21 protein-coding genes are annotated in these 25,035 nt (G+C 40.3%); 8 read left to right on the forward strand and 13 right to left on the reverse strand.

The window, feature by feature from the left end:
- Positions 1–70: 70 nt before the first annotated feature.
- From LEP1GSC199_RS05810 to LEP1GSC199_RS05820, 3 genes are read right to left on the reverse strand one after another with little or no spacing between them, the layout of a single operon-like run.
- Positions 71–2,335: an arginine/lysine/ornithine decarboxylase gene (locus tag LEP1GSC199_RS05810; protein WP_039926212.1), complete on the reverse strand. Its 2,265-nt coding sequence runs from the start codon at positions 2,333–2,335 to the stop codon at positions 71–73.
- 48 nt (positions 2,336–2,383) lie between these two features.
- The gene (locus LEP1GSC199_RS05815) at positions 2,384–4,705 is read right to left on the reverse strand and encodes a hypothetical protein (RefSeq protein ID WP_002978895.1); all 2,322 of its coding nucleotides are present in this window, start codon (positions 4,703–4,705) and stop codon (positions 2,384–2,386) included.
- Complete coding sequence (locus tag LEP1GSC199_RS05820) at positions 4,702–5,976, reverse strand: valine--pyruvate transaminase (protein WP_002978906.1); 1,275 nt, start codon at positions 5,974–5,976, stop codon at positions 4,702–4,704. Before LEP1GSC199_RS05820 ends, LEP1GSC199_RS05815 begins: the two co-directional genes overlap by 4 nt.
- Positions 5,977–6,109: 133 nt before the next feature.
- On the opposite strand from LEP1GSC199_RS05820, the gene LEP1GSC199_RS05825 reads away from it, so the two are divergent.
- A complete protein-coding gene (locus tag LEP1GSC199_RS05825; RefSeq protein ID WP_002978955.1) occupies positions 6,110–7,204 on the forward strand; it encodes a DegT/DnrJ/EryC1/StrS family aminotransferase in 1,095 nt (364 codons plus the stop codon).
- 108 nt (positions 7,205–7,312) lie between these two features.
- Entirely contained in the window at positions 7,313–8,356 is a 1,044-nt protein-coding gene (locus LEP1GSC199_RS05830; RefSeq protein ID WP_002978880.1) for a hypothetical protein, read from the forward strand.
- Positions 8,357–8,383: 27 nt separating this feature from the next.
- On the opposite strand, the gene LEP1GSC199_RS05835 is transcribed toward LEP1GSC199_RS05830, so the two are convergent.
- Entirely contained in the window at positions 8,384–9,172 is a 789-nt protein-coding gene (locus tag LEP1GSC199_RS05835; protein ID WP_002979034.1) for an NADase-type glycan-binding domain-containing protein, read from the reverse strand.
- Positions 9,173–9,222: 50 nt separating this feature from the next.
- On the opposite strand from LEP1GSC199_RS05835, the gene cutA reads away from it, so the two are divergent.
- Positions 9,223–9,546 carry a divalent-cation tolerance protein CutA gene (cutA, locus tag LEP1GSC199_RS05840; RefSeq protein ID WP_002978910.1) on the forward strand — a complete coding sequence of 108 codons (324 nt, stop codon included), beginning with the start codon at positions 9,223–9,225 and terminating at the stop codon, positions 9,544–9,546.
- Here cutA and LEP1GSC199_RS05845 read toward each other — a convergent pair.
- On the reverse strand, positions 9,516–10,253 hold the full coding sequence (locus tag LEP1GSC199_RS05845; protein WP_002978990.1) for a glutathione S-transferase N-terminal domain-containing protein: 738 nt from the start codon (positions 10,251–10,253) through the stop codon (positions 9,516–9,518). The genes cutA and LEP1GSC199_RS05845 overlap by 31 nt on opposite strands.
- Before the next feature lie 103 nt (positions 10,254–10,356).
- On the opposite strand from LEP1GSC199_RS05845, the gene LEP1GSC199_RS05850 reads away from it, so the two are divergent.
- The 3 genes from LEP1GSC199_RS05850 to LEP1GSC199_RS05860 all read left to right on the forward strand — a co-directional run bounded on the left by LEP1GSC199_RS05850 (position 10,357) and on the right by LEP1GSC199_RS05860 (position 13,293).
- Positions 10,357–11,562, forward strand: a complete 1,206-nt coding sequence (locus LEP1GSC199_RS05850; RefSeq protein ID WP_002978850.1) for a M23 family metallopeptidase — start codon at positions 10,357–10,359, stop codon at positions 11,560–11,562.
- Entirely contained in the window at positions 11,559–12,758 is a 1,200-nt protein-coding gene (locus LEP1GSC199_RS05855) for a M23 family metallopeptidase (protein WP_157356601.1), read from the forward strand. The genes LEP1GSC199_RS05850 and LEP1GSC199_RS05855 overlap by 4 nt, the downstream gene beginning before the upstream one ends.
- 154 nt (positions 12,759–12,912) lie before the next feature.
- The gene (locus tag LEP1GSC199_RS05860) at positions 12,913–13,293 is read left to right on the forward strand and encodes a DUF2237 family protein (RefSeq protein ID WP_002978914.1); all 381 of its coding nucleotides are present in this window, start codon (positions 12,913–12,915) and stop codon (positions 13,291–13,293) included.
- On the opposite strand, the gene LEP1GSC199_RS05865 is transcribed toward LEP1GSC199_RS05860, so the two are convergent.
- Both LEP1GSC199_RS05865 and LEP1GSC199_RS05870 read right to left on the reverse strand, forming a co-directional pair.
- Positions 13,290–14,543, reverse strand: a complete 1,254-nt coding sequence (locus tag LEP1GSC199_RS05865; RefSeq protein ID WP_002978786.1) for a phospholipase C/P1 nuclease family protein — start codon at positions 14,541–14,543, stop codon at positions 13,290–13,292. The genes LEP1GSC199_RS05860 and LEP1GSC199_RS05865 overlap by 4 nt on opposite strands.
- 5 nt (positions 14,544–14,548) lie before the next feature.
- Positions 14,549–15,391 (reverse strand): SH3 domain-containing protein, encoded by an 843-nt coding sequence (locus LEP1GSC199_RS05870; RefSeq protein WP_002978793.1) that lies wholly within the window; start codon positions 15,389–15,391, stop codon positions 14,549–14,551.
- 119 nt (positions 15,392–15,510) lie between these two features.
- Between LEP1GSC199_RS05870 and LEP1GSC199_RS05875 the strand changes: the two genes are divergently transcribed.
- A complete protein-coding gene (locus LEP1GSC199_RS05875; protein ID WP_002978967.1) occupies positions 15,511–16,377 on the forward strand; it encodes a hypothetical protein in 867 nt (288 codons plus the stop codon).
- 114 nt (positions 16,378–16,491) lie between these two features.
- Here the strand turns inward: LEP1GSC199_RS05875 and LEP1GSC199_RS05880 are convergent, their stop codons facing one another.
- The 4 genes from LEP1GSC199_RS05880 to ilvC all read right to left on the reverse strand — a co-directional run bounded on the left by LEP1GSC199_RS05880 (position 16,492) and on the right by ilvC (position 20,206).
- Complete coding sequence (locus LEP1GSC199_RS05880) at positions 16,492–17,148, reverse strand: HD domain-containing protein (protein WP_002978851.1); 657 nt, start codon at positions 17,146–17,148, stop codon at positions 16,492–16,494.
- 318 nt (positions 17,149–17,466) lie between these two features.
- Positions 17,467–17,661: a DUF2283 domain-containing protein gene (locus tag LEP1GSC199_RS05885; protein ID WP_002978788.1), complete on the reverse strand. Its 195-nt coding sequence runs from the start codon at positions 17,659–17,661 to the stop codon at positions 17,467–17,469.
- 172 nt (positions 17,662–17,833) lie between these two features.
- Positions 17,834–19,153 carry a thiolase family protein gene (locus LEP1GSC199_RS05895; protein WP_002978856.1) on the reverse strand — a complete coding sequence of 440 codons (1,320 nt, stop codon included), beginning with the start codon at positions 19,151–19,153 and terminating at the stop codon, positions 17,834–17,836.
- Between the two features lie 51 nt (positions 19,154–19,204).
- The gene (gene ilvC, locus LEP1GSC199_RS05900; protein ID WP_002979007.1) at positions 19,205–20,206 is read right to left on the reverse strand and encodes a ketol-acid reductoisomerase; all 1,002 of its coding nucleotides are present in this window, start codon (positions 20,204–20,206) and stop codon (positions 19,205–19,207) included.
- A gap of 407 nt (positions 20,207–20,613) precedes the next feature.
- Here ilvC and LEP1GSC199_RS20750 point away from each other — a divergent pair, with 407 nt between their 5' ends.
- The gene (locus LEP1GSC199_RS20750; protein WP_232420669.1) at positions 20,614–20,859 is read left to right on the forward strand and encodes a hypothetical protein; all 246 of its coding nucleotides are present in this window, start codon (positions 20,614–20,616) and stop codon (positions 20,857–20,859) included.
- 668 nt (positions 20,860–21,527) lie between these two features.
- Here LEP1GSC199_RS20750 and LEP1GSC199_RS05915 read toward each other — a convergent pair.
- Both LEP1GSC199_RS05915 and LEP1GSC199_RS05920 read right to left on the reverse strand, forming a co-directional pair.
- On the reverse strand, positions 21,528–23,156 hold the full coding sequence (locus LEP1GSC199_RS05915; protein ID WP_002978918.1) for an MASE1 domain-containing protein: 1,629 nt from the start codon (positions 23,154–23,156) through the stop codon (positions 21,528–21,530).
- Positions 23,153–25,030 (reverse strand): ABC-F family ATP-binding cassette domain-containing protein, encoded by a 1,878-nt coding sequence (locus LEP1GSC199_RS05920; RefSeq protein WP_039926199.1) that lies wholly within the window; start codon positions 25,028–25,030, stop codon positions 23,153–23,155. The genes LEP1GSC199_RS05915 and LEP1GSC199_RS05920 overlap by 4 nt, the downstream gene beginning before the upstream one ends.
- Between the last annotated feature and the right edge of the window lie 5 nt (positions 25,031–25,035).

Raw genomic sequence — 25,035 nt, forward strand, 5'->3', positions numbered from 1 at the left:
TGAGAATTAGTCCAAACAAACTCCAGACAAGAAAGACAACCTGGAGTTTGTTTTTTGTGAGTTCTCATTTTTATTCGAATACACAATCTACATAATAAGTCATATGTCCCGATTCTGATTTTTCTTCCACAAGGCCGTGGATGTCTGTTTCGAATCCTGGAAACTTTGAGTTAAACTCACGAGCAAACTGCAAATAACGAATGATCGTCATGTTGAATATTTCACCAGGAATGAGAAGTGGAATTCCGGGAGGGTAAGGTGTTAGCAATACCGAAGTAATCCTTCCTTCCAGTTCATCAATCGGAACTCGTTCAATATCACGGTGAGCCATTTTAGAAAACGCTTCTGATGGCTTCATTGCAGGAATCATCGGGCTTAAATACATCTCTGTTGTTAGGTGAGATATATTGTTTGCTCTATAAACTTCGTGCATAGATTGGCATAAGTCTCGGAGTCCAATACGATCGTATTTTGGGTGTGTGGTCGTAAATTTTGGCATCACACGCCAGAGGGGTTGGTTCGAATCATAATCATCTTTGAACTGTTGTAATTCGGTTACCATCGTGTTCCATCGACCTTTGGTAATCCCTATCGTAAACATGATAAAGAAACTATAGAGTCCCGTTTTTTCTACAATGATTCCGTGTTCAGCTAAGTATTTGGTGAGAATGAGTGCTGGGATTCCCCAATCAGCAAACTCTCCTTCCACACTCATACCAGGAGTGATGACAGTTGCTTTGATGGGATCCAACATATTAAATCCTTCGGCAATGTCTCCAAACCCATGCCAACGGTCATTGGTTTTCAGAATCCATTCGTCTCGTTCTCCTGCCCCTTCGTCGGCAAGAGCTTCTGGCCCCCAAACACTAAACCACCAATCTTCTTCCAATTCCAAACCAACTTTGCGCATGGCACGTCGGAAATCTAATGCTTCCTCAATGGACTCTTCCACAAGAGCATTCCCACCGGGAGATTCCATCATGGCTGCTGCCACATCACAAGAAGCGATGATGGCATACTGTGGACTTGTACTTGTATGCATTAAAAATGCTTCATTAAAAAGGTTTCTATCTAAGGTCTCTTTTTCACTGTTTTGGACAAGGATCTGGCTTGCTTGCGATAGGCCGGCAAGAAGTTTGTGTGTGGACTGAGTGGCAAAGATCATACTTTCTTTAGGACGAGGTCTGTCAGAACCAATGGCATGCATTCCTGTATAGAATCTATGAAAGGAAGCGTGCGGAAGCCAAGCTTCATCGAAGTGGAGAGTTGATATTTTACCATCTAACTCAGATTTGATGTCTTCTACATTGTAAAGAATGCCATCATAAGTACTTTGTGTGATGGTGAGAATTCGCGGATTTCCTTTTACGTGTTTGGCAAACGGGTGTTCTGCGATCTTTTTCTGGATGTTTTCCCACTTAAATTCCGCTTTGGGAATGGGTCCAATGATTCCGAAGTGGTTTCTTGTTGGCATAAGAAATACAGGAATGGCCCCAGTCATGGTAATGGCATGTAAAATACTTTTGTGGCAGTTACGATCTACGATCACAACGTCCCCTGGGGCTACCGTACTATGCCAAACAATTTTGTTGGAAGTAGAAGTTCCATTGGTAACAAAATATAAACTATCACATTGAAAAATCCGTGCTGCGTTTCTTTCGCTGGCAGAAATGGGACCTGTGTGGTCAAGGAGTTGGCCTAGTTCATCCACCGCATTACAAACGTCAGCCCGAAGCATGTTCTCTCCAAAAAATTGGTGGAACATTTGGCCTACAGGACTTTTTAAAAAGGCAACTCCTCCCGAGTGACCAGGACAGTGCCAACTATAACTTCCGTCATGTGCATATTGGGTTAAGGCACGAAAAAATGGAGGAGGTAAACTATCTAAGTAGGATTTGACTTCCCTATGGATGGCACGTGCCATAAACTCAGGGGTGTCTTCAAACATATGAATGAAGCCGTGTAATTCTTTTAAGATGCTGTTCGGTATATGGCGACTGGTTCTTGTCTCTCCATAAAGAAACAGTGGTATGTCGGCATTTCTATGTCGGACTTGGGTGACAAAATCTTTTAGTTGGCGTAGAGCATCTGGAACTTCGCCTTCTGTTTCCGGTGTGAACTCTTCATCATCAATGGAAAGGATGAATCCACAAGCCCGGCTTTGTTGTTGCACAAAACTCGTTAAATCTCCGTAACTGGTAACACCCAGAACTTCAATCCCTTCGCCTTCTAGGGCCTTTGCAATAGCTCGAATGCCAAGACCACTGGCATTTTCGGAACGAAAATCTTCATCGATGATGATGATAGGAAATTGTACGATACCGTTTTGATACATCAACTCCATAGGAGGTGCGACCCCTTTAGAATCAAATAATTTTAGTATTTAAACTCGTTTTTTCGGAAGGTATTTATAATACTCCATCTCTACCGTGTTGATGAGGTAGGTGTAGTACTTAACTAATTTTTTATCGAACTTCTTTTTGTTCATTTCCTCTCTGTAGTGGTCAGCGAGTTGGCCACGAAAGAGTGCGGATTTCATATCAGTGCGGTTGATGAGAATGGTGTTGGGAAGGTCGCGGATGGCAACATCTTCTGGAATGACAATGGTGGAAACGGATTGTAAGACAGCGTATTCGACTGTAGAGGCCACCTTATCGTCATCTTTCTCTTTTGCAAGAGTCATATTGTTTCGTTTGATATTATCCAAGTTTTCATAAATTCGTGAACGTAGAGACTTGGGATCCAAAACTTTGTCAGTGATTTTATTGAATCGTTTGGGAAATACGAAATTATCTGCGGCTTTGTAGATATTCGATAGTTTATCATCTTTTTTGCTGGTTTCCCCCTCATCTTCGTAGGCCGAAGAGGAAGAACTGGAATTATAGGTTGGTTTTCCCCAATCTCCGATTCCTGAAAACTTTCCGGAATTTTTGATATCCTCTCGGATTTCCTCAGTGGATTTTTCGCGGAAGTAGATAGCTGCCATAAACCCAAGCACCACAGAGAAAGGCACACCAAAAAAAATCGGCATCGCAGAACGTAGGTAATATGCACCAGTAATGAATATCATCGTGCTCACTACAAAAGTTAAAATTCCTGGAACTGCATTGAACCTAGAACGAATTTCATTGGAACGTTCTTTCTCCAATTCTTCCACTTCCATGTTTTTTACATCAGCATTGAGTTTTGAAATTAACTCAGGTTTGAGTTTGTTATTGAGCTCTGGATGTTTGGGATTGGAAAGTTTATGATTGATGATTTTGGCATAACCCAATTGTTTTTTGTATTCGGGGTTGGTTCTTCCCTCAAACGCTAGTTTGTGGATGACCGCTGCCATATAACCGTGGTCTACCACGTAATAAACAGATCTGCCGTCAGGAAGTTTTTCTTCATAATAAGAATGGTCTGAGAATACATCATCTTTCAAACGTTTGATGTATTCGTCTGTTTTTTCTTCTGAGGTGATTCCTGCCTTCGCCACTTCTTCTTCGAAGTCAATTCTAAGGAGTGTGTTATGGTTTTTTGTATGTTCTGGAATTTTGCTGATAACCGCATTTTTTACGGTTCCGTAAATGCTGTCATCTTTACGTGATAGAACAGATCCTTTTTCTTCCGAAAGTCTTTTTAAAATTTTTACGCTTTGTTCAATCGTTTCTTTGATTGATAGGGCTCTGTTTCCTTTTTCTGTGGGATAAGGAAAGTTTTCAATGATAGATAAAAACTTTTTTACTTCTTCTTCTGGATTCATTTTTGATTCTAAAGAAGTAAATTTTGGTTTGGATATATAATCGCTAAAAGAAGCTAAGAAGGATTCATACTTTGCATCTTTGGCTAGTCTTGTGAGTTGTTCTTTTGTGAAATGTTCCAACCCATTTATATGAGCAAGGATTTGGTTCACAACTTCTGGCAAACGTTTGAAACTTCCATCGGGTAAGATGTTTAGTTCATCAATCACAATGTGATAATCAGTTAAAACGGAAAGTGCTAAGTTTTGTTCACGCGCAAAGTCCGTGAAGTCCTGGAGAAAGTCAGGCATGGGGATGTAAGGTAAATTTCCAAATCCCTTTCTGACAAGTGAGGAGATTTCTGCTTCCAAAGAACCGAGTTTAGGATACAACCATGTGTTCCCTTCTTTGTTTTTTTGTAATAATAAAGATCCTGGATTGTCTTCGTCCCAGTTCCTTCCTTTTTTAGCACGGTTTTCTAGAAGGACTTTGATGAGGTCTTGTGAAAACCTGAAACAAGCCTGTCTGTAGGGTTGTGTGTCTGTTTTGTTTTCGTTCTGCGGTGCCACGAGTGCAATTTTGGAAGAGATTTTGCTACCGGTTCGAATGAGGTAAGGATACGCATAAGCAGCACGATTTTGGCCCCGATGGTCAATGTCTAAAATTTGACGGAGCGCATGGTGGATGGAGTTTTCCGTCCGACCTTGTGTTCCTAAGTTTGTGTACTTCCCCAAAGCTTCGGGAAGTTTGTCCACTGTCATTAAGTAGGATGCGTGTTTTTCTTTACTGCCGTGTTTTTCTAAACGTTTGTGCCAGTCTTTGAGTTCATCCAAGATACAACGTGCTGTGGGTGTTAGGCTTCCCACAGAATCAGACAAAAAGATGTAGGACTGAGCAGAGGGTCTATCGGCAGAACTTTCCTCTTTGGATGAGGGGTTCTCTACGACTGTGTCTGATAGATCAATGCTGTCTTCACTCATTTGGATTTTGCCTGGTGAGATGCCACAATTTTTGCTAAGATATGGGCTCCCCTGGCTAATTCTTCTTCCTTACGGCAATATGTCAAACGTATGCAATCTTGAGTGTGGGAAAAATCTGAGTTTAATCCCGAAAAGAAATAATGTCCTGAAACAATGAAGAGCCGTTTATCTTTACAAAGGTGGTAAAGTTTATGATTGGATACAGATAGATTCGGAAAACGAATCCAAAGAAAAAATCCACCCATAGGATCATGGATTTCATACTCTACTCCTTGTTTTTGGAATTCCGATTCAAAGATAGAAACGGCAAGTTCCCTTTTTTTGTCATAAAACGGACGTAAGACGTTTTTTGCAAGGAGTGGAAGAATGTCCTTCCGAAATAGAATGTCCATCATATACACACCGAGGTTTCCAACCGCTAAATTACCTACAGCGGCATAAGAAGAAAGAGTTTCGATTGTGTCTGGATTCGAAATGATAATCCCCAAACGAACCCCTGGTAGGCCAATTTTGGAAAAACTGAGTGAAAGAGTTCTGCCTTCCTGGTAAGTGACAGGTTCTTCCTCACCAATCAAGTTGGGAAATGGATTTCCATAAGCTAAGTCAATGAAAAGGGGAATCGATTTTTTTTGTGTTTTTTCTTCCATCCAATGAATGTCTTTTAGAGACAAAATATTTCCTGTGGGATTTGTGGGACGAGAAAGGGCCACACAACCTACATTCGAAAGATCAAAATCAGTTTTGTTTAATCCGTATCGAAATCTATGTTTTCCTGTTGGAATCACTTCGGGTTTGGTTGCCACAAAGGCATCTGCTTCTATCGATTGGTCCGCATAACCAATGTATTCTGGGACAATGGGGAGAAGGATTTTTTTAAAACTCCCATCGGTCATTTTGCCGGAGTGGAGGTTGAGTAAATACGAATAGGCATTTTGGCTGCCATTGAAAAAAGCGATGTTGTCTTTGGTCAGCGTAACACCAAAGTGCGGAGATAAATATTCAGCAGCGAGTGTGCGAAAACGATCATTGCCGATGGGAGCTTGGTAATCTCCGAGAAGTGCTGTAAGAGACGGGTCTTTTGCCAGAGCGAGAAAACAATCCGCGAAAATTTCTTCTGCTTCCGGGATATGGGCCGGATTTCCTCCCCCGAGTAGGATTTCGTCCGGGTGGCCGGTGACTTGGCCCAGATCTTCCATAAGGGATCGGATTCCCTGGTTTTGGCGGAGGCGGGTGGCCCAAAGCGAAGAAAAAGAATCCGTCATGGGGGCCATATTCACCAGACTTTCCTCATCCAGAACCCTTTTTCTAAGGGAATTCTAAAATTATGTTCGCATTTCGAAAAATGAAGTGACATAATTCAGAAACAAGGTATTTAAGTGACATAATATAGAGGAGTGCTGTTGGATGAGCACCGAAACAATACAAAGACCCATTCGAAAAGAAAAAGATATCGAATTTTTTAAACCAACCCTTTCTCGGGAAGACCTGAAAGGTGTTTTAGAATGTCTCGTGGACGAACACCTTTCTACCGGTGAAATTGTAGAAAGATTTGAAAAAACGTTCTGTCACACCTTTAAAATCAAACACGCCATCTCTTCTAATTCTCTTACTTCTGCATACCACTTGGCATTACTTGCGTTAGGTGTAAAAGCAGGAGACTCTGTTCTTCTTTCTAGTTATGCTCCGATCTCCGCTTTGGATGCGATCTTTCTTTTGCAAGCAAAACCAGTGCTTGTGGATTTAAAACGAAATTCCTTCCATCCTTGCCCGGAAGAATTCCTTCGTAAAAAAAATGAATCGGGTGCCACTTTCGCTCTTTTTGATCATAGTTTTGGATCTCTCATTCGTTTGAGTGATTATTCCATCGAAGGTTTGGAAGTTTTAGAAGACTTTACCGAAGCGATTGGAGCCACTTCCGAAACGATCAGCGTGGGAAAACAATCCAAAATTGCGATTTGCGGTCTCAGTGCGGAGAACATCATCACCACTGGAAACGGTGCAATGATCATTACTTCAGAAGTTTCCCTCTCTACTTCCGTAAAATCATACAAGTCGGGTCCTTCCGCCAAACGTAACTTTGGTGAACCAAAGTATGATTACAATTTAGTAGATTACCAAGCAGCCCTTGGCATTGAACAACTTTCCAAACTTGGTGTCATATTAGAACGTAAGAAAAAAATTGCGTCTGCTTATTTACAAGCGGTGCAGAATTCTCGGCTAGAAACCTATTTCCAAAATCCAACAGAAGACACCTTCCAGAGATTTCCGATTGTTGTCTCAGCACAAAACTACGAAGAGATTCAAAGGTATTTTAAATCCATTCATATCGGAACTCAAAGAACTGTGGATGAACCTCTTCATCGAGTACTAGAAGTGAATCCTTTGGAATTCCCGAACGCAGAACGCCTTTATCAAAGAGGGCACTGTATTCCGATTTATCCTAACCTAACAAAAGACAACGTACAACGGATTGCTACAGCCATCCGACGCATCTATTGATTGGCTCAGGTTCTTTATTATCTAGACTCACTTTTTGAGTATAGATTACCTCTTAATCCCTTAAATTTAGATTCCTCCCTCAAACGGAGGAATCGTTGTTTAGAGAAGATGTTCTTTCCTATTTCTCATGAGGAAGATTTTGTCCTCGTAGAAGAGTTACCGAGTGAGGAACTCTTTACCCATTGGAAGGCTGCGGGCCTCACACCAGGCACTCCCGTCCAAGATGGTTCCCTTCTTGGAGACGTGAACCTTGTCGAATGGGGATGTAGGAACGAATGGTATGAAGGAAGGCTAATCGAAGATCCCATTCGTATTGAAACTTCTCGTTATCTCAATTCCAAAATCACACAGCTTGATTTTCGAAAACACCATTCCCCTTTACCAGCAAAGATAATCTCCTCCGAAGAACATTTGTTTGCTGAACTGGAAGAAACCAAACTTCCCATTGTACTCAAAAGCGAATTTGGCCTTGCGGGAAGAAATCATATTATATTTAAGTCTGCTTCTGATTCCTGGAAGATGTCACAGGTAAATAAACGACTGTTTGGTTTTCCTATTCTTGCTGAGTTTTGGGTCGGGGAGGAAAGGTTTTTTGATTTTTCAACTCTTTGGGATGTTCGGGATGGGGAATTCTTTTATCTCACCTCCACGGCTATGCTTATTGATAAAGAAGGGGTGTTTCGGGGAATTCGCATCGGCGGCTCTGAGTTTCCTTATTCTGCATCCTTTTTACCTCCGGTAATGGACCTAGTTCGTGATGTGAAAGGACTGATCCCCAAAGAGTATTCGGGCCCTTGTGCCATCGATGGATTTTTATACAAAGAAGAGGGTAGGGTCCAAGTCCAACCAGTATCAGAATTTAACTTTCGTTATTCGATTGGTCGAATTCTCTTTGAAGTTCGTAAAAAAAGGAATCCAAAACAAGAAGTGATCAGTGGGATTTTGATTTTACCTTATCCCAAACAAGGTTCGCTTGACGAGTGGTCTACCATCAAACGACTGGAAAAAGAGTTGGGTATCGTAATGGTTCTGCTAACGCCGGTTAGAGATCTATCGGGAAAACCTTACCAAAATACAGTATTGTATTTTGAATCCACGGAAGACAAAGAACCTTCCGTGGTGGAATCGATTTGGTTATCCTGGATGGACTAAAAAAGAACGGAAATTCAGTCCTTTAACTTAAACCCCGTCCCGATTGGATATAAATTCATGTTTTCCGTTGATCTCAAGTGTGGGATCTGATAGATTTCCTCGGCGTTTGATTTCCAAAATATCGGTATTGGTGAGAGGGAGTGTTGCCTCTAAACTCACAATGACTTTCTCCCCTTTTTCTGTCCAAGTGCACAACATCTTAGCGGTTTCGTAGCCCATCTCACAAGTTCCATCATTATGAAGTTGGATCCTTGCTATATTGGATTTAGTTTTCCACTTTCCGATGGCCCAAGTATTTTTGGGAGGAATGAGAGCTGAACCCGCCTGTTCTGAATTGAATACCAGTTCTGCTATGGCAGTGTTTTCTGAATTTGTTCCTTTGTATACTTCTTGGATGGTGAGAGAAATTTCTTTGGCACGGAGTTCGGATTTGAATTCTATCATTTGGAGAGATAAACTATCTTTCAGAGTTACAATTTCTTCATTTCCCTCTTCTGTGGAAATTTTTAGTTTTTTGATTCGATTGTTTGCGGCCCAAAGTTTCGGATCGCCAAATCCATTGTAGATGGAGAGGGAACGAAAGTTGATTGGTGTTTTGTATTTGATTTGTAAGGACTCACCGATCCCTTCACCTTCCGCCCCTTCAACCCAACTGGTTTTGAGTTTTCCATCCATAACAAAGATGGGTGTGTATTTTTTTGACTTTGGTAACAATTGACTGGAGGAAGTTATACTCGGAGGATTGAGTGGTCCGGCAAAGATTGGTAAGCAGATGGCGGCAATGAGTAGGGAAGTTTTTGAAATAGAAAACTGCATACACAAAATGATATGTATCTAAAATTTTGAGCAAGTAGGAAATAAATTAAATGAATGAACCTTGGGATTACTACACAGTCTATGTCACTTTTTCCTCAGAAGGGGAAGCAAAAAAAATCGCAAAAATTGTTGTTACAGATCGATTGGCGGCCTGCGCCAACATAGTTTCGGGAATGGATTCCATCTACATTTGGAAAGATGTTTTAGAAGAATCAAAGGAAGTTGTTTGTTTATTGAAAACTACAAGTGAGAAAGCGGAGTTATTAATGCAGAGAATCAAAGAATTACATTCTTATGAAACTCCCTGCATTGTTTTATGGCCTATTGTTTCAGGAAATCCTGATTATTTGGATTGGATTCGAAATTCTTTATAAAACTCTCCGATTCTATCGAATAACACTTCGAATCCTAATTCTTTACGCCAAGTAAGAAAAGTTTCTGGCATTTGTACAGAGGCAAACCAAGGATAAGCGGGGGATTCTTTTGGTTCGGCAAGCATACCCATAAGACTTGCCACAGTCAAATCCACTCGGCCAAAAGAATTTCCGTTAAAATATTTACGGCTTTTGTAAATTTCTATCAATTCTTTTGAGCATTCATCTAATGATTGTTTTACGACTTCTAGGTTTTTTGGAGTGATTTTGTATCTTCTTTTGAGAGATAGAGCAATCAAATCAAAATGTTCGGGAGGTCCAACCGTATCACTGAGCGAAGCAGGTTTTAATAAAAACAACTTCCCTACAATATCTGGATAATCTAGGATGAAGTGATATAAAAGAGTTTGTAAACTTTTTCCAATTTGTGTATCTACTTTCTCTTCCATCAGTTTTTCTTCCGCTGATGCTTTGTGACCAAATGCTTTTTCTTCAACTAAGTCTAGGATAGGCCCAGAACCTTGAATGACACTTGTCTCCGTCTCTAAAACTGGCACATAAAGATCGTTTACAAGTGGTTTTAAAGTTTGGATGTGTTGTCCAGGAACCAGCGGGTTTAGTTGGTAGGGGTAATTTGCAAGATCCAATGCCCATCTAGCTTTTTCAGAAAAATGAGAGATGGGGAAAGTGTATAGGCTTGAACTCATGTGTCGAAGTTTGCAGATAAGAAAGCATTCGGCAATCAAGTTTTTTATCATGGAAAATAGATTGTCTTTTAAGTGTTCCTGTCTTTAATATGATTCCTGTTTTATGAGATTTGGTTTTTTCATCTTATTTTTAGTTTGTCCTATTGGATTTTTAATTGCCAAAGAACATTCCGAATTCTGTTCCATGGACAGACTCTGTGTCATTTACGTTCAGGACAAAACAGGAGTCGACATCTACTTCCAAAACAAAATTGCTATCGATGAAACTTACACAACTATCTCAGTTAATGCCACTTCAAAAAATATGAAAAGTTCTCTAAAACTTCCCCTTGTGACAGTATTAAAAGGACCGAAACGTAAAAAACTGTTTCGTTTGAATGTAAACAAACCTAACAAACGATGGGTCTATCAAATCAAATACAAATGGATACTTGGTAATTATTCCGCATCCCATGATCCAAAAACTGTTTATGAATTACCCTTTGAAAAAGGTATGAAAGTTCGAGTCTATCAAGGTTATAAGGGAACCAAAAGTCACCAAGGTGACAACCGTTATTCGATCGATTTTGGATTGAAAGAGGGCGATTTGATTACAGCCGCAAGAGACGGTATTGTGATCGATACGGAACAAAAAAATAACGAAGGTGGATTCGAAATCAAATACATCCACTCGGCAAATTATATAAAGATTCTCCATGAGGACGGAACGATTGGCCAGTATGCTCATCTCCGTTATATGGGTGTTCTTGTCAAACGTGGACAACGAGTGACTGCTGGAACTCCCATTGGCTATGTTGGTAGTACTGGATTTAGTGATGGACCTCATTTGCATTTTGAAGTGTACAAACCGACTTCCCATTTACGTAAAAAAACAATTCCAACATTGTTTCGAACAGAGTCTTCCGATGGGGAACTTGTTTCTGAAGGGCAACTCCATTGGCGAAGAGACCCAAACACAGCTTTGGTTAAAATTGTTTCGGATATGGAGGAAATCCAAATCTGTGAATCGGTTCAAAATTTGGAACGTTTAGGATGTGATGTCACATCTTTTGCAAAAGGTTCTCCTCTCTACTTTTATATCCCTCTTTTGAAACCGTCGCGTCACAAGATACAAATTTCCGTTCGTAAAAATGGAACCTCTATTTTGAAATTGTATAATTGGGAGACAAATCCTGAATGGTGGGATACCTATTTAGATGTTCAGTTGGAAGATCCTTCGGAATCTATGGAAGGTGATTGGACTGCTGTAATATCTATCGATGGCGTTGTCCAAAAAGAAATAGAATTTCAAATAACGAGTGTAAAGTGACCAGGTTTTTATTTAGTATATTGTGCTTTGGTTTTTTCTTTGGGTTGTATGCGGAATCGAATGTTACCGAAGAATGTAATCAAGAATGGATTTGTCTTATCCAAACGAAGGACGAGGATGGAATTGAGTTATCAATTCGTAACCACAATCCTAATCCTAAAATTACAAATTCAGTTTTACTCAATGCCACTCTTATCAATTTTAAAACGGATTTAGTTTTCCCATATTTCGTTGTTGTAAAGGGACCAACTCCTGTTTTCATAACAAAATTTCTTTTGGAAGATAAATCAAAAAATGCCTTTCATTCTTTTTCTTTCCGAGTTCGGCCAGGGGATTGGGATAGCATACATGATGATTCTGTGAGTTATTTATTACCTTTCGGCCCAGAAATTCGAGCAAAGGTTGTACAAGGATACAATGGATCGGTTACACATTTTGGTAATTTTGCCTATTCGATCGATTTTGGAATTCCTGTCGGCACTCCCGTACATGCAGCAAGGAAAGGTTATGTGATGGCAACGGAAGCTCGTTATTCGGAAGGTGGGTTTCGAAGGGATTTGTTATCAAAGGCAAATTTTATCATTATCCAACATGAGGATGGAACTTTGGGAAATTATGCTCACCTAATGAAAAATGGTGTTGTTGTAAAATTGGGAGATGTGGTAGACGCAGGTCAATTGATTGGATACTCGGGTAATACTGGTTATACGCAAGGCCCGCATCTGCATTTTGAAGTACACAAACCAAATCGTCAATTGGAAGTAACAACAATCCCAACTGTTTTTAGAACACAATATTCCGACAGGGACACTTTAAATGAATATTATATGTATTGGCATCCGCGTTTAGGAATCGATACCAAAACAGACATACTAGAAGAAGACATTCAAATTTGTAAGTTAACAACAAAACGAGAAAAGACACAATGTGGTGAAAACTCTTTTCAATTGGGAGAAAACTTTTTGGTCTCCTTGGAATTTGTGAGACCAGGAAACCAACGGATCGAAGTGGATATATCTATTGATGGAAAGGGTTTTGAGCCTATGAAACTGGATTGGGTTGCTCAAAGGAATTTGGCTTTTGAAGGCAGATACCTTTCCATTGCAAATAACCCCAAATTTATTGGTCGTTGGAAGGTCCGAGTGAGGGTCAATGGAGAGGAAAAAAAGATTCTTTTTTTTGATGTAAAAGCATAATCGTTTGACAAGTAAATGTATGTATAGTAGATTGGCTGTGGGCTTTCCAAGACCTTTTGGTCGTTCTACTGGGGGTGCAAACCCCCATCTTTTTTCGCACCTAATTACAGAAACATCTTCCCATTTTTGAATCCTGCCCTAGTTTGAGATTCCTATGGAAATGGATGAATCTTTGAATGTACTCGGCGGACCTCTGACACCTTGCTCCACTCATCCTCTGACTGGTTTTTTCCGGGATGGATGTTGTAATACATCCGATGATGACGTTGGCTCTCATACAGTTTGTGTCCTGGCCACAGAAGAATTTTTAGAATCGCAAAAACAAAGTGGCAATGACCTCATCACACCTTGGCCACAGTACGCCTTTCCTGGTGTCAAACCAGGAGAACGTTGGTGCCTTTGCGCCTCTAGATGGTTAGAGGCTTACCGCAACGGGGTTCCTCCCAAGGTTTTTTTGGAGTCCACCCACAAACGAGCGTTAGAGATCATTCCTTTGGAGTTACTCGAGAGGTTTGCCGCTGACGGTTTCGATTAGTTTGTTTTAAGAGCATCCAAATAGGCTCTTGTGTGTTTGGATGTATTTCTTAGCAAAGAACCAAGGATGTTATGAATTGGATGGTTTGGTTCATATAGGGTTTCGTATTTCGGAATTTCTAAATGTTCCAATTGTTCATCCATTGGTTCTCCGGCATCATAAGCTTCTTTACAGACGTTACCTCGCAAAACATCCATTCCCTGCCATTCGGTCTGATCCTTTGCTGAAAATCCAGTGATGGAACTTGCTACAGAGTGATTCCAGTTTTTTGTTTCAATCAAGTTCCGAATCAAATAGTATTGGTATTCTTCGATCAAAGTATGTCTTCCTGAAACAAATCGAATCATATTCTCTTTTGGGGATTGGTATCCAACAATGGATACAAGTTGTACGCCAATTTGTTTGGCTGCGCTAACTCTTGGTAGTACAGAGGAATGGTAAGGTTGTGTGAGGTCCTGGATGTAATGCAGGGCCCAACCAGCAAAACGGTATCCCCAATAAGGATGGCCTGTTCGGAATGCTAAATTAGAAAGTTCTGTAAATTGGTGGATCCGGTATTCAGGATAGGTTTTTTTTAAGAATCCTGCAAGGGCAAAAATGATTCCAGGTTCATAAAAGAAACCCATGTGGAATGGTGCCTGTGAGGAAAATTCTACTGCTGGATTTCCAAATGGTTGGCTTCCAAACCCATAAATTTTTCCCACTTCACTTCCACTATCCTCAAACAAATACAAATCTAAATCATAATCAGGTTCATCTGTTGCCGAAATCAAAACTTCATCAGCACCGATGATTTGACCTTCTTGTAAGGATAAAAAAGTTTCGTTTCCCAACTTCCCTTTGTCATTCAGTGTTGTCAGTTGGTCCAAAGGAAGTTTGGTTCCATTTCTTTTGGGAACTGATTGGATGTACAACGCTGCTTTGTGGTTTGGATTGACCCGAAGGGCTTTATAAAAACTGACAACAAGGTCTGCATCCTTTGTAGTTTTTGAAAATTTTAAACTATCGTTTGTCGGAGTTAGATGGGGAAGCCGTTTTAGAGCCCACTCTTCAGAAAGAGACAAACTGTCTTGAATTGATTCTTTTTCTTTTGCTAAAAAAGTTTTTAAAGATTCTACTTTGACTTTTGGAGAGTTTTTATCCTTCCAATGGTCCTTTAGAATTAGATAGGTAATTCCAGCATGGTTGTTCCAGGCAAAGAGGGGCAGCGTAAAAGTTAAGATTACAATTGTTGTGATGAATTGTTTCATAGAGTTTATTGGGTTTCCTTTTTTTGGAAGATGGTTCCGTTCCAAATGTATTCTGATTGGTAGTATTCGTGAGAATTTGAGTCATCAATATCGAAACTGTGAGTTATCTCTTGGATTGTATTTGGTTTTCCTTTGATAACTTTTCGTTTGATTTTTGTATCTTCTGGTAGAGTTTCCTTAGGAAATACTAACCAAGACTCGGCGCAGGATGGAGGATCACAAGATCCAGGGTTCCAAGAAAAATGCGAAACTAATTTAGCATCTGGTGAAATGGTAATCAATTGTTCGTTCGTATATCCGTATTCAATTTCAGAAAAAACTAAGTATGTTAATCCGAAAAGAAACTTAGGACTGGGTGAAAATTGGGATGCGGGGTAAATTTTGTGATCCCAGTTTTCATTGCTGACTGGACCCACTTCCCATTGTGATTGGGAAAGAAGTTTGTCCCCTTGCATCAGTTTTAATTCGATTTTACCATGTTTGACACCCAAGTTTCTGCATAAGATTGTATTTCCATCCAAAGGAAAGGAATAGTCAGCGACAAACCCTCCCCAGATATATCCGGTTTCATTCTCGGATTGAACTTGGTACCAATATTCTTTTACTGAATCTTGTTCCAAAATTTGGTTCGTTTTTGTAAGAATGGTGATTGAAGTCCCTATAGAGAGTTTCTTTTTGACCTTGGATTTTATATTGTCCGACTCTCTTAAGTTGACATTATCACCAAAGATGCGATAGGTGGAGCCAACGTTTTTTTCGTGGATATAATCATCCCAGTGATTTTCAGCAAAAATGGGGAAAACAAATATGATAAGTAAAATGTAGAGTAAAGTTTTGTAACCCGACATAGTGCAAAAAATAGGGAATGTACTGCGGTGAGTCGATCTCTTTTCCAAAGGAATTGTATTTTTCTCGGAACGATAGGTCGATAATAGTATTGTAGGCTTTGTCATCACAAAGGAATTGAATGATACTCGCACAGGTAATGAAATCGTATTCAATGGATCAAATCCGAATCTTGGAAGAGAGAATGAATGCCTATGAAACTTGGGTATTTGTGCTTATCTTATTCGTTGCCGTACTTATCCTAATTGCTGTCATGCAAAAACTGACGATTGCTAAGTTAAAATCATTAGAAGCATTCAAATCAAAATCGATTTCAAAAAGTGTAAGTTCTACATCGAGTCAAAACCCATCGAGTTTGGCCGAAGTTCCAATAGCCGACATCCATACCATTACGCAGACACCGATTCATTCTGCACTAACCGTTCAAGGTAAGGATTTACCCGATCCTGGGTTGGTTTTTAAATATGTAATTCCATTAACGGTGGGTAAGGTCATTACAATTGGGCAAAGAGAAGGAAGTATTGTTACCAGGTCTACTGAGGTTTTAGACCACCACTTAACGATTGAAATAAATGCAATGGATACATCCAACTTAGAGATTTTATCTTACAGTTTGGAATTTAGAAGAGAAGGAAAAGTTTTGTTACAACTTCCGGGCAGCAAGGACTTTCGCGAAATGGGTGTGAAACAAAATATTCATATTTCGAAGTCTTTATCTTTTGATGAAGAACCTTGTTTTGAATCTTTGGATACAAACCATCCCTTACGAATTCGATTGGGGAGTCGTCTCAATGTAGATGGGAAGTTTAAAGCAGGATATTTTGAGTTTCATTTGTTTACCAAAGATGTGTTTGAAAAAACGGCAAGCGGAACCAAACGAATTGAAAAACATTTTTATTTGAAATTGTTTAAGATTTTTCCTGGATATGACACGGCGGGACAAACGAAAGAAGGGCTTGTTCCGATGCTTGGGCGGTTTGGGGTGTGAATCTATATGTCCCCGCCCTTGTTGGGTGGGGAACTGAACCCGCCTCCCAATACTTACCTCTTACCACAACTTCTCTCATCTTACAAATCCCTTTCCCAAAACCGAAATTTCTTTTTAAATAAGTTCACCTTTTTGTAAACTATGGATCTCTAACTTCACATTGTGACGGCTTCGCATTTCATACTTGTCAAAGAAGAAATCTGTATGGAAGAGTCGAATGTTTTCAATAAAATGATTCAATACTTGGGCTCTCCCCTTATTGTAGTCTTCGCGGGAGAAAATGGAATACTCTTTGCGAATGTTTTTCGCATAGTCGTAGTATTTGGATTCTTCCGTTCCGAGAATGGATATATCAATATCTAAAAAATAAGATGTATCTGGATGGCCCTCGTCACCTAATCTATGTGATTTGGTTGCTAGGATTTGTTCTACACAAGTCTCAATCCGTTCGATTGCGACTCCTAATTCTGATAATCTTACTTTGGCAATCTTTGCACTCTCTTCTTCATTGGTTTTCGATGAGACATCGTAAATCAAATCATGATAATATAAGGCAAAGAGTGTGATCTCTGGATCTTGTAATACTTTAGATACCAAATCGTATTCTCCTAACATTTGGTAGAGGTGGTTTAGGTTGTGGTAGGTGCGGTGGGGTTCTGAGTAGTGTGATCGAATCTCTTCCCAAAGGGAATCGCCGGAATTGGAGTTTGTATTGATGAATTTGGAAAGTAAGGATTCAAACCTGCTTTTACATACTTCTTGAATTTCCATGGTTCGAATCCTCGATCGAAAAAGGCAATTTGGATTGTGAATCTATATATCCCCGCCCTAGTTGGGTGGGGAACTGAACCCGCCTCCCAATACTAACCTCTTACCACACCTTCTCCCATCTTACAAATCCCTTTCCCAAAACCAAAATTTCTTTTTAAATAAGTTCACTATTTTGCAGAGTTTGAATCTAGATAGGGTTTTGCCGTGAGAAGATAAGGTTTGATTAAAAGAAGGATCTCACTCAAACAACATCGTATGTATCCCAAGGCTGGTAATCGTTGCAGAGTTTTTGCTTAAAGAAAATAGTTACTTAGAAATTTATCGTTTTTCCAATGCAAAGGCTGACAAATCAACAAATTTGGAAGCATTTCCATGAATGTCGATACCGACAGGATTTCCTTTTTCATCTAAATCGATATTGATATCCTTCGAAATTTCTTTGGTTTCATAAGCGGACTTAGTAGCTAAATCTATATAGAGGGAATCTGTTTCTGAATAATAGGTAACTTTCATGGTTTGAAACCTCGATCGAAAAATGCATTGTGGATAGTAAATCCATCTTCTAACAAAGTGACTCTAAGGTATTTTCCCACTGGGTCAATCCATTTCCAAACAAAAAAGCCAAGGTTTCCCTTGGCTTTTAATCAATCTTTCGATAAAAACAAATTCGAATTTTAAAATTCGATTATGCTCTTTCTACAATCATTGATCCTGCGATCCCACCGTGTGCACAAGCAGTCACGAGTACCTTTTTCACGTCTTTGTTTTCTTCAAAGTCCATGATAGCGTTGTGAAGGAGTCTCACACCAGTAGCACCAAACGGGTGTCCAATGGAGATAGATCCACCGTTCGGGTTGATTTTTTTCTCATCAAACTTCTTTTCCCAATCAAGACCGGTTCTAGTTTTGATTTCTTCAAGAGCCGCTACTGCTGTTGCAGCAAATGCTTCGTGGATTTCGATGATGTCGATGTTTTCGATTTTATCACCTGTTTCTCCGAGAAGTGCTACAGTGGCTTCTGCTTGGCCAAGACCCATAAGGTTTGGATCTACACCCCGCATGTTAAAACCGTTTATATAAGCTTTCGCTACTAAACCAAGTTTTTTAGCCGCATCTTCAGAAGCTACAATGATCCCAGCCGCTCCATCAGAACGTGGGCTTGCATTGAAGATGGAAAGAGTCGGTCCATGAGATTTCTTTAAGTATTTGCTGTATTTTTCTTTGAACTGGTCAAATTTCATTTGAGGGTTGTCAAAGAGTAACATCGCACGACCCATACGAGTTGGGTTTTTGACTAGACCTTCACGAAGTAGAACTGCTTCGTCAGCTTGTAACATGTTCCCTTCATCGTCTTTTACTTCCATGATATATGGTTTGTAACGACCTTCTTGTGTGGCATCAAAGGCACGTTTGAAAGATTCGTAAGCAACTTTGTCTTGTGTTTCGCGTGGAAGTGCATAGTTTTGTGCGAGGATTTCTGCAGTCACTTGCATTCCAAAAGAAGTTTCGCCATCGCCAAGTCCGTCTTCTAATGTATCACGAAGTTCCACTCCTTCAGGAAGGTCATTCGGAAGAAGTTTTACAAGTGAATCCAAACTGTTTGTTTTTTTGTTAAGGCGTGCGTTTTTTACAACGAATGGCATAGAAGTTTGTGACTCTTCACCAATTACGAGAAATACTTTTCCTTCCCCAAGCATAATGCGGCGAGTGGCTTCTGCTACTGCTTCCAAACCAGATACACAGTTGTTAGCAACAGTAAGGCAAGGAATTTCCATAGGAAGTCCAAGTAAGTTTGCAATCACACGTGCCGAGTTAGGTGCGTTAGAAAATCCTTCCCCAACGATCACACCGTCAATATCAGTAGGTTTTAAACCACTGCGTTTCATTACTTCTTCACCTACGATTTTTCCGAGGTGGTGGCCTGAGTACTGTGAGAGCGCCTTGCCAATTTGAGCAAAAGGAGTTCGTGCAGGTGCTGCGAGTACTATCTTTTGTGTTACTTTCATATAAAATCCCTTCTTCCTTTCTTTAGACTAAAACTGTAGTTACCTTAAAAATTACTTCGCAAGCCACTTCATCATAGAACGTAGTTTTCTACCTACATCCTCGATGGGGTGGCTTGCATTTTTTTCTTTGAGTTTTTTATATTCAGGGTATCCAGCCTTTGTATCGGCCATCCAACGTTTAGCGAACGCTGCACCTTTATCTTTTTGGATATCAGTAAGCACATCCTTCATACGAGCTTTCACTCCGGCATCAATGATGCGTGGTCCGCTGATATAATCTCCATACTCTGCTGTATCAGAAATGGAATAACGCATACGTGCCAGTCCACCTTCATAAATCAAATCAGTGATGAGTTTCACTTCATGCAAACATTCGAAGTAAGCAATCTCTGGATCGTATCCTGCTTCTGTTAATGTTTCGAATCCACTCATGATGAGGTTCGCAACTCCACCACAAAGAACCACTTGTTCTCCAAAGAGGTCAGTTTCTGTTTCTTCACGGAAAGAAGTTTCTAAAATTCCTGCTCTTCCTCCACCGACTCCACTAGCGTGTGCTAGGGCACGAGCTTTGGCTTGGCCTGTTGCATCTTGGTAGATCGCAATTAGGCAAGGAACTCCACCACCTTCTGTGTAAACGCGGCGTACCAAATGTCCTGGACCTTTAGGTGCTACCATATACACGTCTACGTTTTTCGGAGGAGTGATGAGATCATAATGGATGTTAAATCCATGAGAAAATACAAGAGCTTTCCCTTCAGTAAGGTTCGGTTCAATGTCCGCCTTATACATGTCAGCTTGGATGGTGTCGGGAGCAAGGATCTGTATGATGTCTGCTTTTTTTGCGGCTTCCGCAACACTGAAAACTTCAAAACCAGCTTCTTTTGCTTCTTTTACTGATTTGGATCCGTCGCGAAGTCCGATGATGACTTTCAAACCAGAATCTTTCATGTTTTGAGCTTGGGCGTGACCTTGGCTTCCGTAGCCAATCACTGCAATGGTTTTACCTTTAAGGAGATTTAGATCGCAACTGTCGTCGTAATAGATATTTGCCATGGATGGGCACACTTCCTGCGGAAAATTTAACTTATTTTTCCATCATTTTTAACTATTAGGAGGGAAACAAGAACGAATTAGGGCGCCTTTCCTTGCTTGGTCCGGACTCCGCGTTCGCTTCGGTCCTCCGGACGGCTAACGCCTCCTCCCCATCAAGGGCGCATAAGAGACATAATATACTTTCGACTCCTATCTCTCCTTTTGATCCCAGAAAAACCATTCGTATAGGTATTATCCGCAAATGCGGAAACCCTCCATTGGAGAAATGTTTTTTCTCCCCTATACTTGTGTTCATGATGAACAGAATCAATTCTGAATCCGTGGAAAAGCTTAACTGTCAAAGGCTCGTTAGGTTTTTTTGTTCCTTGTTTTTTGTGACTGATTTGGCGCTACTCGGAGGGGGTTGTGTGAGTCCCGACCTCGTCCATGATTCCTATTACGCAAGGCACCCCAGCCAGAATGGCCACAACTACCGCAATTACCCTTATCCTTACCAAGGGTCTAGAGGAAGTTATGGTGTTCCTTACTACCCCCATCACGGCGGAGGGAACCAATTCCAAATTCCCAGATCCCACGGTGGTGGTCACAACCCCTTTCATGTACCAGCAGGTAGATACCACAATATGGGCAACCCTGGGAAATGGAGGTTATAGGCCTTGGATCATTTGAATTTTTACCAACTCTCTTCGGACTTATTGGCACAATACCGTACAATCTGTCCGAAGAGAACACCTTCTCACTTGCCGTCTGTTTTCTCCGTTCGAGTTGTCCCTCCCTTAAATGTTCTACTGCTTCTCACTGCAATTCTTTTGATAGGTTGTGCGAGCCTCTTGCCACCAGAAAAGAGAGTGTATCCCAAAAATCCGGTAACTTTACCTGAAGGGATGGACATCCATAAGTGGATCCTAGCGAAGAAAGAACAATACCCGAAGCGATAGTGTAGTTATTCTCCCTATCCAGATTCCTATCAGATTTTGTTTTATCGAAAAAAAATACATCTCTCGGTTCCTTTATCTCTTGTGGTGCTTACCTTCGTCAGACCAACACGGCTCAAATAGAAATCATCGAAATCGTTTCCAATGTAAACTACGCTGATTATGGAAAATCTGTCATTCCTCGAGGTGGAGAACTTGGTCCCATGAATGAAAAAGAAAGAACAGAGATCCTTCTTCCTTGTATGGAAGAATTTTTAGAACCTCTTTTAAGGGAATAAATCGTCAAACGCCCGTATAACGGATGAGTCCAAAGGTCAAATCATCTTGGATGGCGGTGATTCCACCAGAAAGTTGGATTACCGATTGGAAAACCTGATCTCTAATTTCTAGTAGAGGTTTTTTCTCATATCGCGGATCAAATGTAGAAGTCTTTCTTCTCCATACATTTGGTAAGAGTCCGGGGCTCTGGCTTCTGTTAGGCCATCGGTTAACATCACAATCAAGTCGCCTGGCTCTAGTTGGAATTTTTCTTCTTCGGCAAGGATGGTAAAGATAGGAGTGATGATTCTTCCCATAGGTTTTAAACTTACCATGGCACCGGAAGAACGAATGATAAAGAGAGGGAAATGTCCCGCACGTGCAAAACGAAGTTTACCCGAATCTGTATGTAAATGAAGTAAACTAGCCGTCACAAAATGTTCTCTGAGGTTGGGAATGATTTGGTTACGAATGGATTCTAAGTTTTCTTTTAAGTCGGAGGGGTCTTCTTTCCATTTATCAAGGGAGGTTTTGACAAGAGCACTGAGTAGGGCGGCCGGAATTCCATGCCCAGAAACATCACAAATAAAAACACCTAACTCTAGTTTTTCGGGTTTCCAAACAATGTCGTACAAATCACCACCGACTTTCATCATGGGAATATTTTTAAAAAGAATTTCCACACCTTCAGGAAAAACTTCTTTCTGAGGAAAAAGAGATTCTTGGATCCGTTTTGCCATATCCAATTGTTTTTCGATTTCCGATCTTTGTTCTTCGATGACTGCCGTTCTTTCCAATACCTTTTGTTCCAATTCTTCATTGGCTTTTTCTTTCAGTTCATTTAGAACTTGTAAGGATCTTAAAGAAGCAAGTTGTGCTCTTTCTCTTTCCCTTGTGGCAGTCACCAAAAAGTAAGCAATCCCACTGATACAAAATAAAAAGGCATCTAAAAAGATGAGTGAGTCATTGATCGAAAGTCCACTTTCGTCCCTTCTCGCAAAAACACCTTTTCCTTCAATGGTGAGAGTGACCGCAGTAAATGCTAGAACAACAGTTGCCAGTGTGGCGCCGAACTGACGAAACCGAATGCTTGTGACAATGACAAAAGGAATGGGTAAAAAAAGTAAGGGCCATTCATCACTAAAAGCGATGGATCCAGATATATACACCAAAATGATCCAAAGCAAGAGTTCAATTTGTTTGCGCAGTTCCAACTTTAGTTTTGCTTTGGGATGAAACCAAACATAGAGTAGGGGAGCAACAATGAGAAAACCCAACATCTCTCCCGAGAACCAAGTAAAAAATACATTAAAGTATAATTCTGAAGATAAAAAATCCCAATACCATAAACTCGTAACACCGAGCACAGTGCTCACAAGAGATCCGGGAAAAGTTCCAATGCTTAGAAAATAAATTAAATCCTTTGTAGAATAGATGGGATCACTTTTTTCTGTGACTCGTTTGATGATCCTATAGTTTATATAACTGCTAAGGGTATTTCCAATTCCAATGATAAATGCTGTCGGTAAATGAGGGTTATTAAAAAAGTTAGCGAGTGTGGCTCCTAAGTAAATTCCAGGTAAGGCAACAGGACCAAGGAGAAGAAGTGAGGCTAGGCCCACTCCTTCCGGGGGCCAAACGGGAGATACTTGGCTATTTAAGAAGGCAATTTTAAAACCAATCTGAGCTGAGATGAAGTACCCAATAAAGATGATGGGTGTCCAAATAAAAATTCTTGTATATAGGACTGTCTTCATTCGGAATGAAGCATTTCCCATTCCTCCATTTTGTAAAGAATTTCCGACTCTATCTTTTGGATTTCTTCGGTTATTTTGCTTAGTTCGGTATGATCATTTGCGAATGTACTTAATTTCTTTTCTAATTCTACTTTTGTGGACTCTAACTTCGCAATTTCAGATTCTAACTTGGAAAGTTTCTTTTGGTCTTGTTTGGATTTTTGTGGTTTCCCCGTTGCGGGTGTCACTTGGGGAACTACGGTCTGTTTTGGGGAACTAGGTTCACTTTCTAATTCCAAAGTATCCGTTTCCAAAAAGGAAGAGAAGGTTCCAATATAATGGTCCAGTTTTCCCTCCTTTCGAAAGATAAGTAGGCTCTCAGCGGTTCTATCTAAAAAGTAACGATCATGCGATACAATCACAACGGTTCCTGGAAATTCATCGAGGAAGGATTCTAATACAGAAAGTGTTTGGATGTCCAAATCATTGGTTGGTTCATCTAAGATGAGAAAATTTGGACCAGTCATTAGGATCTGCACTAGAAAAAGTCTACGCCTTTCGCCTCCAGAGAGTTTGGCGATCGGTGTGTATTGCAACTTCCCATCAAATAAAAATCGTTCTAACATCTTTGCCGCGGAGATTTTTTCACCCGATTCGGTTTCTATCATCTCACCGGCAACGTCTTTGATATAATCGAGAACATTTCGTTCCAGTGGAAGTTCGGAACTCGTTTGGTCAAAGTAACCCACCTTAGTGTTCATCCCTGGTTTGATATACCCACTATCAGGAGTAATACGACCAGCCATCAAGTTCAGAAGAGTCGATTTCCCAATTCCATTGGGTCCAATCACACCGAGTCTTTCTTTGGCTTTGAAGGTATAAGTAAAGTCGTTAATGAGTAATTTATCAGCAATGGCCTTCTTTAGATTATGAATTTCTAAAATGGTTTTCCCTTGGCGTTTTGCGGCGACACTTAGTTCTAAATCTTTTTGTTCTTCGCGTTTTTCTCTATTTTGGAGTTCACTGGCACGTTCAATCCGTGCCTTTTGTTTTGTGGAACGAGCTTTGGGTTGGCGTTTCAACCACTTCACTTCTTGTTTGAGAAACTGTTTGATTTTATCTTCTTGTTTTTGGAGGGTTTCTTCTCTTTCTACTTTTCGTTCTAAATAAATAGAATAATTCCCCTCATAAAGGAAATGACTGCCACGGTCGAGTTCTAAAATTTTATTCACAATCCGATCTAAAAAATACCTATCATGTGTGATGAGAATGATGGCTTTGTCGAGGCCTGCCAGATAATCTTCTAACCATAAAATGGATTTTACATCCAAGTGGTTTGTAGGTTCATCTAAAATGAGTAAGTTGCTTTCATCAATGAGAGACTTTGCTAGTTCTACTTTTTTAAGCATCCCACCTGATAACTCAGACATCTTTCTTTCTAACTTTTCAACACCTAATTCTTTTAATATGGACTTAACTTGTTGTTCATAATCCCAAGCGGACAGTCTGTCCATCTCCCCGGAAATTTCGGTAAACTCATCATCGAGTCCTTCGACACCTTCACTCATTCGTTCACAGATATCTTCATAACGACGGATGGTTGTGACTAGTTTGTTATCACCTTTGTAGATATGATCGAGGATGGTTTCCTTCTGATCAAAAACAGGATTTTGGTCAAGGATGGAGATTTTGAGATTATTGTTTTTGATGATTTGGCCGGAGTCCGTTTCTTCTTTGCCGAGGATGGCTCGCAGTAAGGTGGATTTACCCGATCCATTGATACCAACAATGGCTAGTTTTTCTCCTTCACTGATAGAGAAATCAAGGTTTTGAAAGAGTTTTTTTTCGCCGATGGTTTTGGAAAGTTTGGAAACAGAGACTAGCACAATGTCCATGAGAT

The organism is Leptospira vanthielii serovar Holland str. Waz Holland = ATCC 700522, assembly GCF_000332455.1.
Lineage (GTDB): Bacteria > Spirochaetota > Leptospiria > Leptospirales > Leptospiraceae > Leptospira_A > Leptospira_A vanthielii.

Excerpts from the sequence above, each read along its gene's own strand:
- LEP1GSC199_RS05810 (WP_039926212.1), bottom strand. The coding sequence starts at position 2,335 with ATGTATCAAAACGGTATCGTACAATTTCCTATCATCATCATCGATGAA.
- LEP1GSC199_RS05815 (WP_002978895.1), bottom strand. The coding sequence starts at position 4,705 with ATGAGTGAAGACAGCATTGATCTATCAGACACAGTCGTAGAGAACCCC.
- LEP1GSC199_RS05820 (WP_002978906.1), bottom strand. The coding sequence starts at position 5,976 with ATGGCCCCCATGACGGATTCTTTTTCTTCGCTTTGGGCCACCCGCCTC.
- LEP1GSC199_RS05825 (WP_002978955.1), top strand. The coding sequence starts at position 6,110 with ATGAGCACCGAAACAATACAAAGACCCATTCGAAAAGAAAAAGATATC.
- LEP1GSC199_RS05830 (WP_002978880.1), top strand. The coding sequence starts at position 7,313 with ATGTTCTTTCCTATTTCTCATGAGGAAGATTTTGTCCTCGTAGAAGAG.
- LEP1GSC199_RS05835 (WP_002979034.1), bottom strand. The coding sequence starts at position 9,172 with ATGCAGTTTTCTATTTCAAAAACTTCCCTACTCATTGCCGCCATCTGC.
- cutA (WP_002978910.1), top strand. The coding sequence starts at position 9,223 with ATGAATGAACCTTGGGATTACTACACAGTCTATGTCACTTTTTCCTCA.
- LEP1GSC199_RS05845 (WP_002978990.1), bottom strand. The coding sequence starts at position 10,253 with ATGAGTTCAAGCCTATACACTTTCCCCATCTCTCATTTTTCTGAAAAA.
- LEP1GSC199_RS05850 (WP_002978850.1), top strand. The coding sequence starts at position 10,357 with ATGAGATTTGGTTTTTTCATCTTATTTTTAGTTTGTCCTATTGGATTT.
- LEP1GSC199_RS05860 (WP_002978914.1), top strand. The coding sequence starts at position 12,913 with ATGGAAATGGATGAATCTTTGAATGTACTCGGCGGACCTCTGACACCT.
- LEP1GSC199_RS05865 (WP_002978786.1), bottom strand. The coding sequence starts at position 14,543 with ATGAAACAATTCATCACAACAATTGTAATCTTAACTTTTACGCTGCCC.
- LEP1GSC199_RS05870 (WP_002978793.1), bottom strand. The coding sequence starts at position 15,391 with ATGTCGGGTTACAAAACTTTACTCTACATTTTACTTATCATATTTGTT.
- LEP1GSC199_RS05875 (WP_002978967.1), top strand. The coding sequence starts at position 15,511 with ATGATACTCGCACAGGTAATGAAATCGTATTCAATGGATCAAATCCGA.
- LEP1GSC199_RS05880 (WP_002978851.1), bottom strand. The coding sequence starts at position 17,148 with ATGGAAATTCAAGAAGTATGTAAAAGCAGGTTTGAATCCTTACTTTCC.
- LEP1GSC199_RS05885 (WP_002978788.1), bottom strand. The coding sequence starts at position 17,661 with ATGAAAGTTACCTATTATTCAGAAACAGATTCCCTCTATATAGATTTA.
- LEP1GSC199_RS05895 (WP_002978856.1), bottom strand. The coding sequence starts at position 19,153 with ATGAAAGTAACACAAAAGATAGTACTCGCAGCACCTGCACGAACTCCT.
- ilvC (WP_002979007.1), bottom strand. The coding sequence starts at position 20,206 with ATGGCAAATATCTATTACGACGACAGTTGCGATCTAAATCTCCTTAAA.
- LEP1GSC199_RS05915 (WP_002978918.1), bottom strand. The coding sequence starts at position 23,156 with ATGAAGACAGTCCTATATACAAGAATTTTTATTTGGACACCCATCATC.
- LEP1GSC199_RS05920 (WP_039926199.1), bottom strand. The coding sequence starts at position 25,030 with ATGGACATTGTGCTAGTCTCTGTTTCCAAACTTTCCAAAACCATCGGC.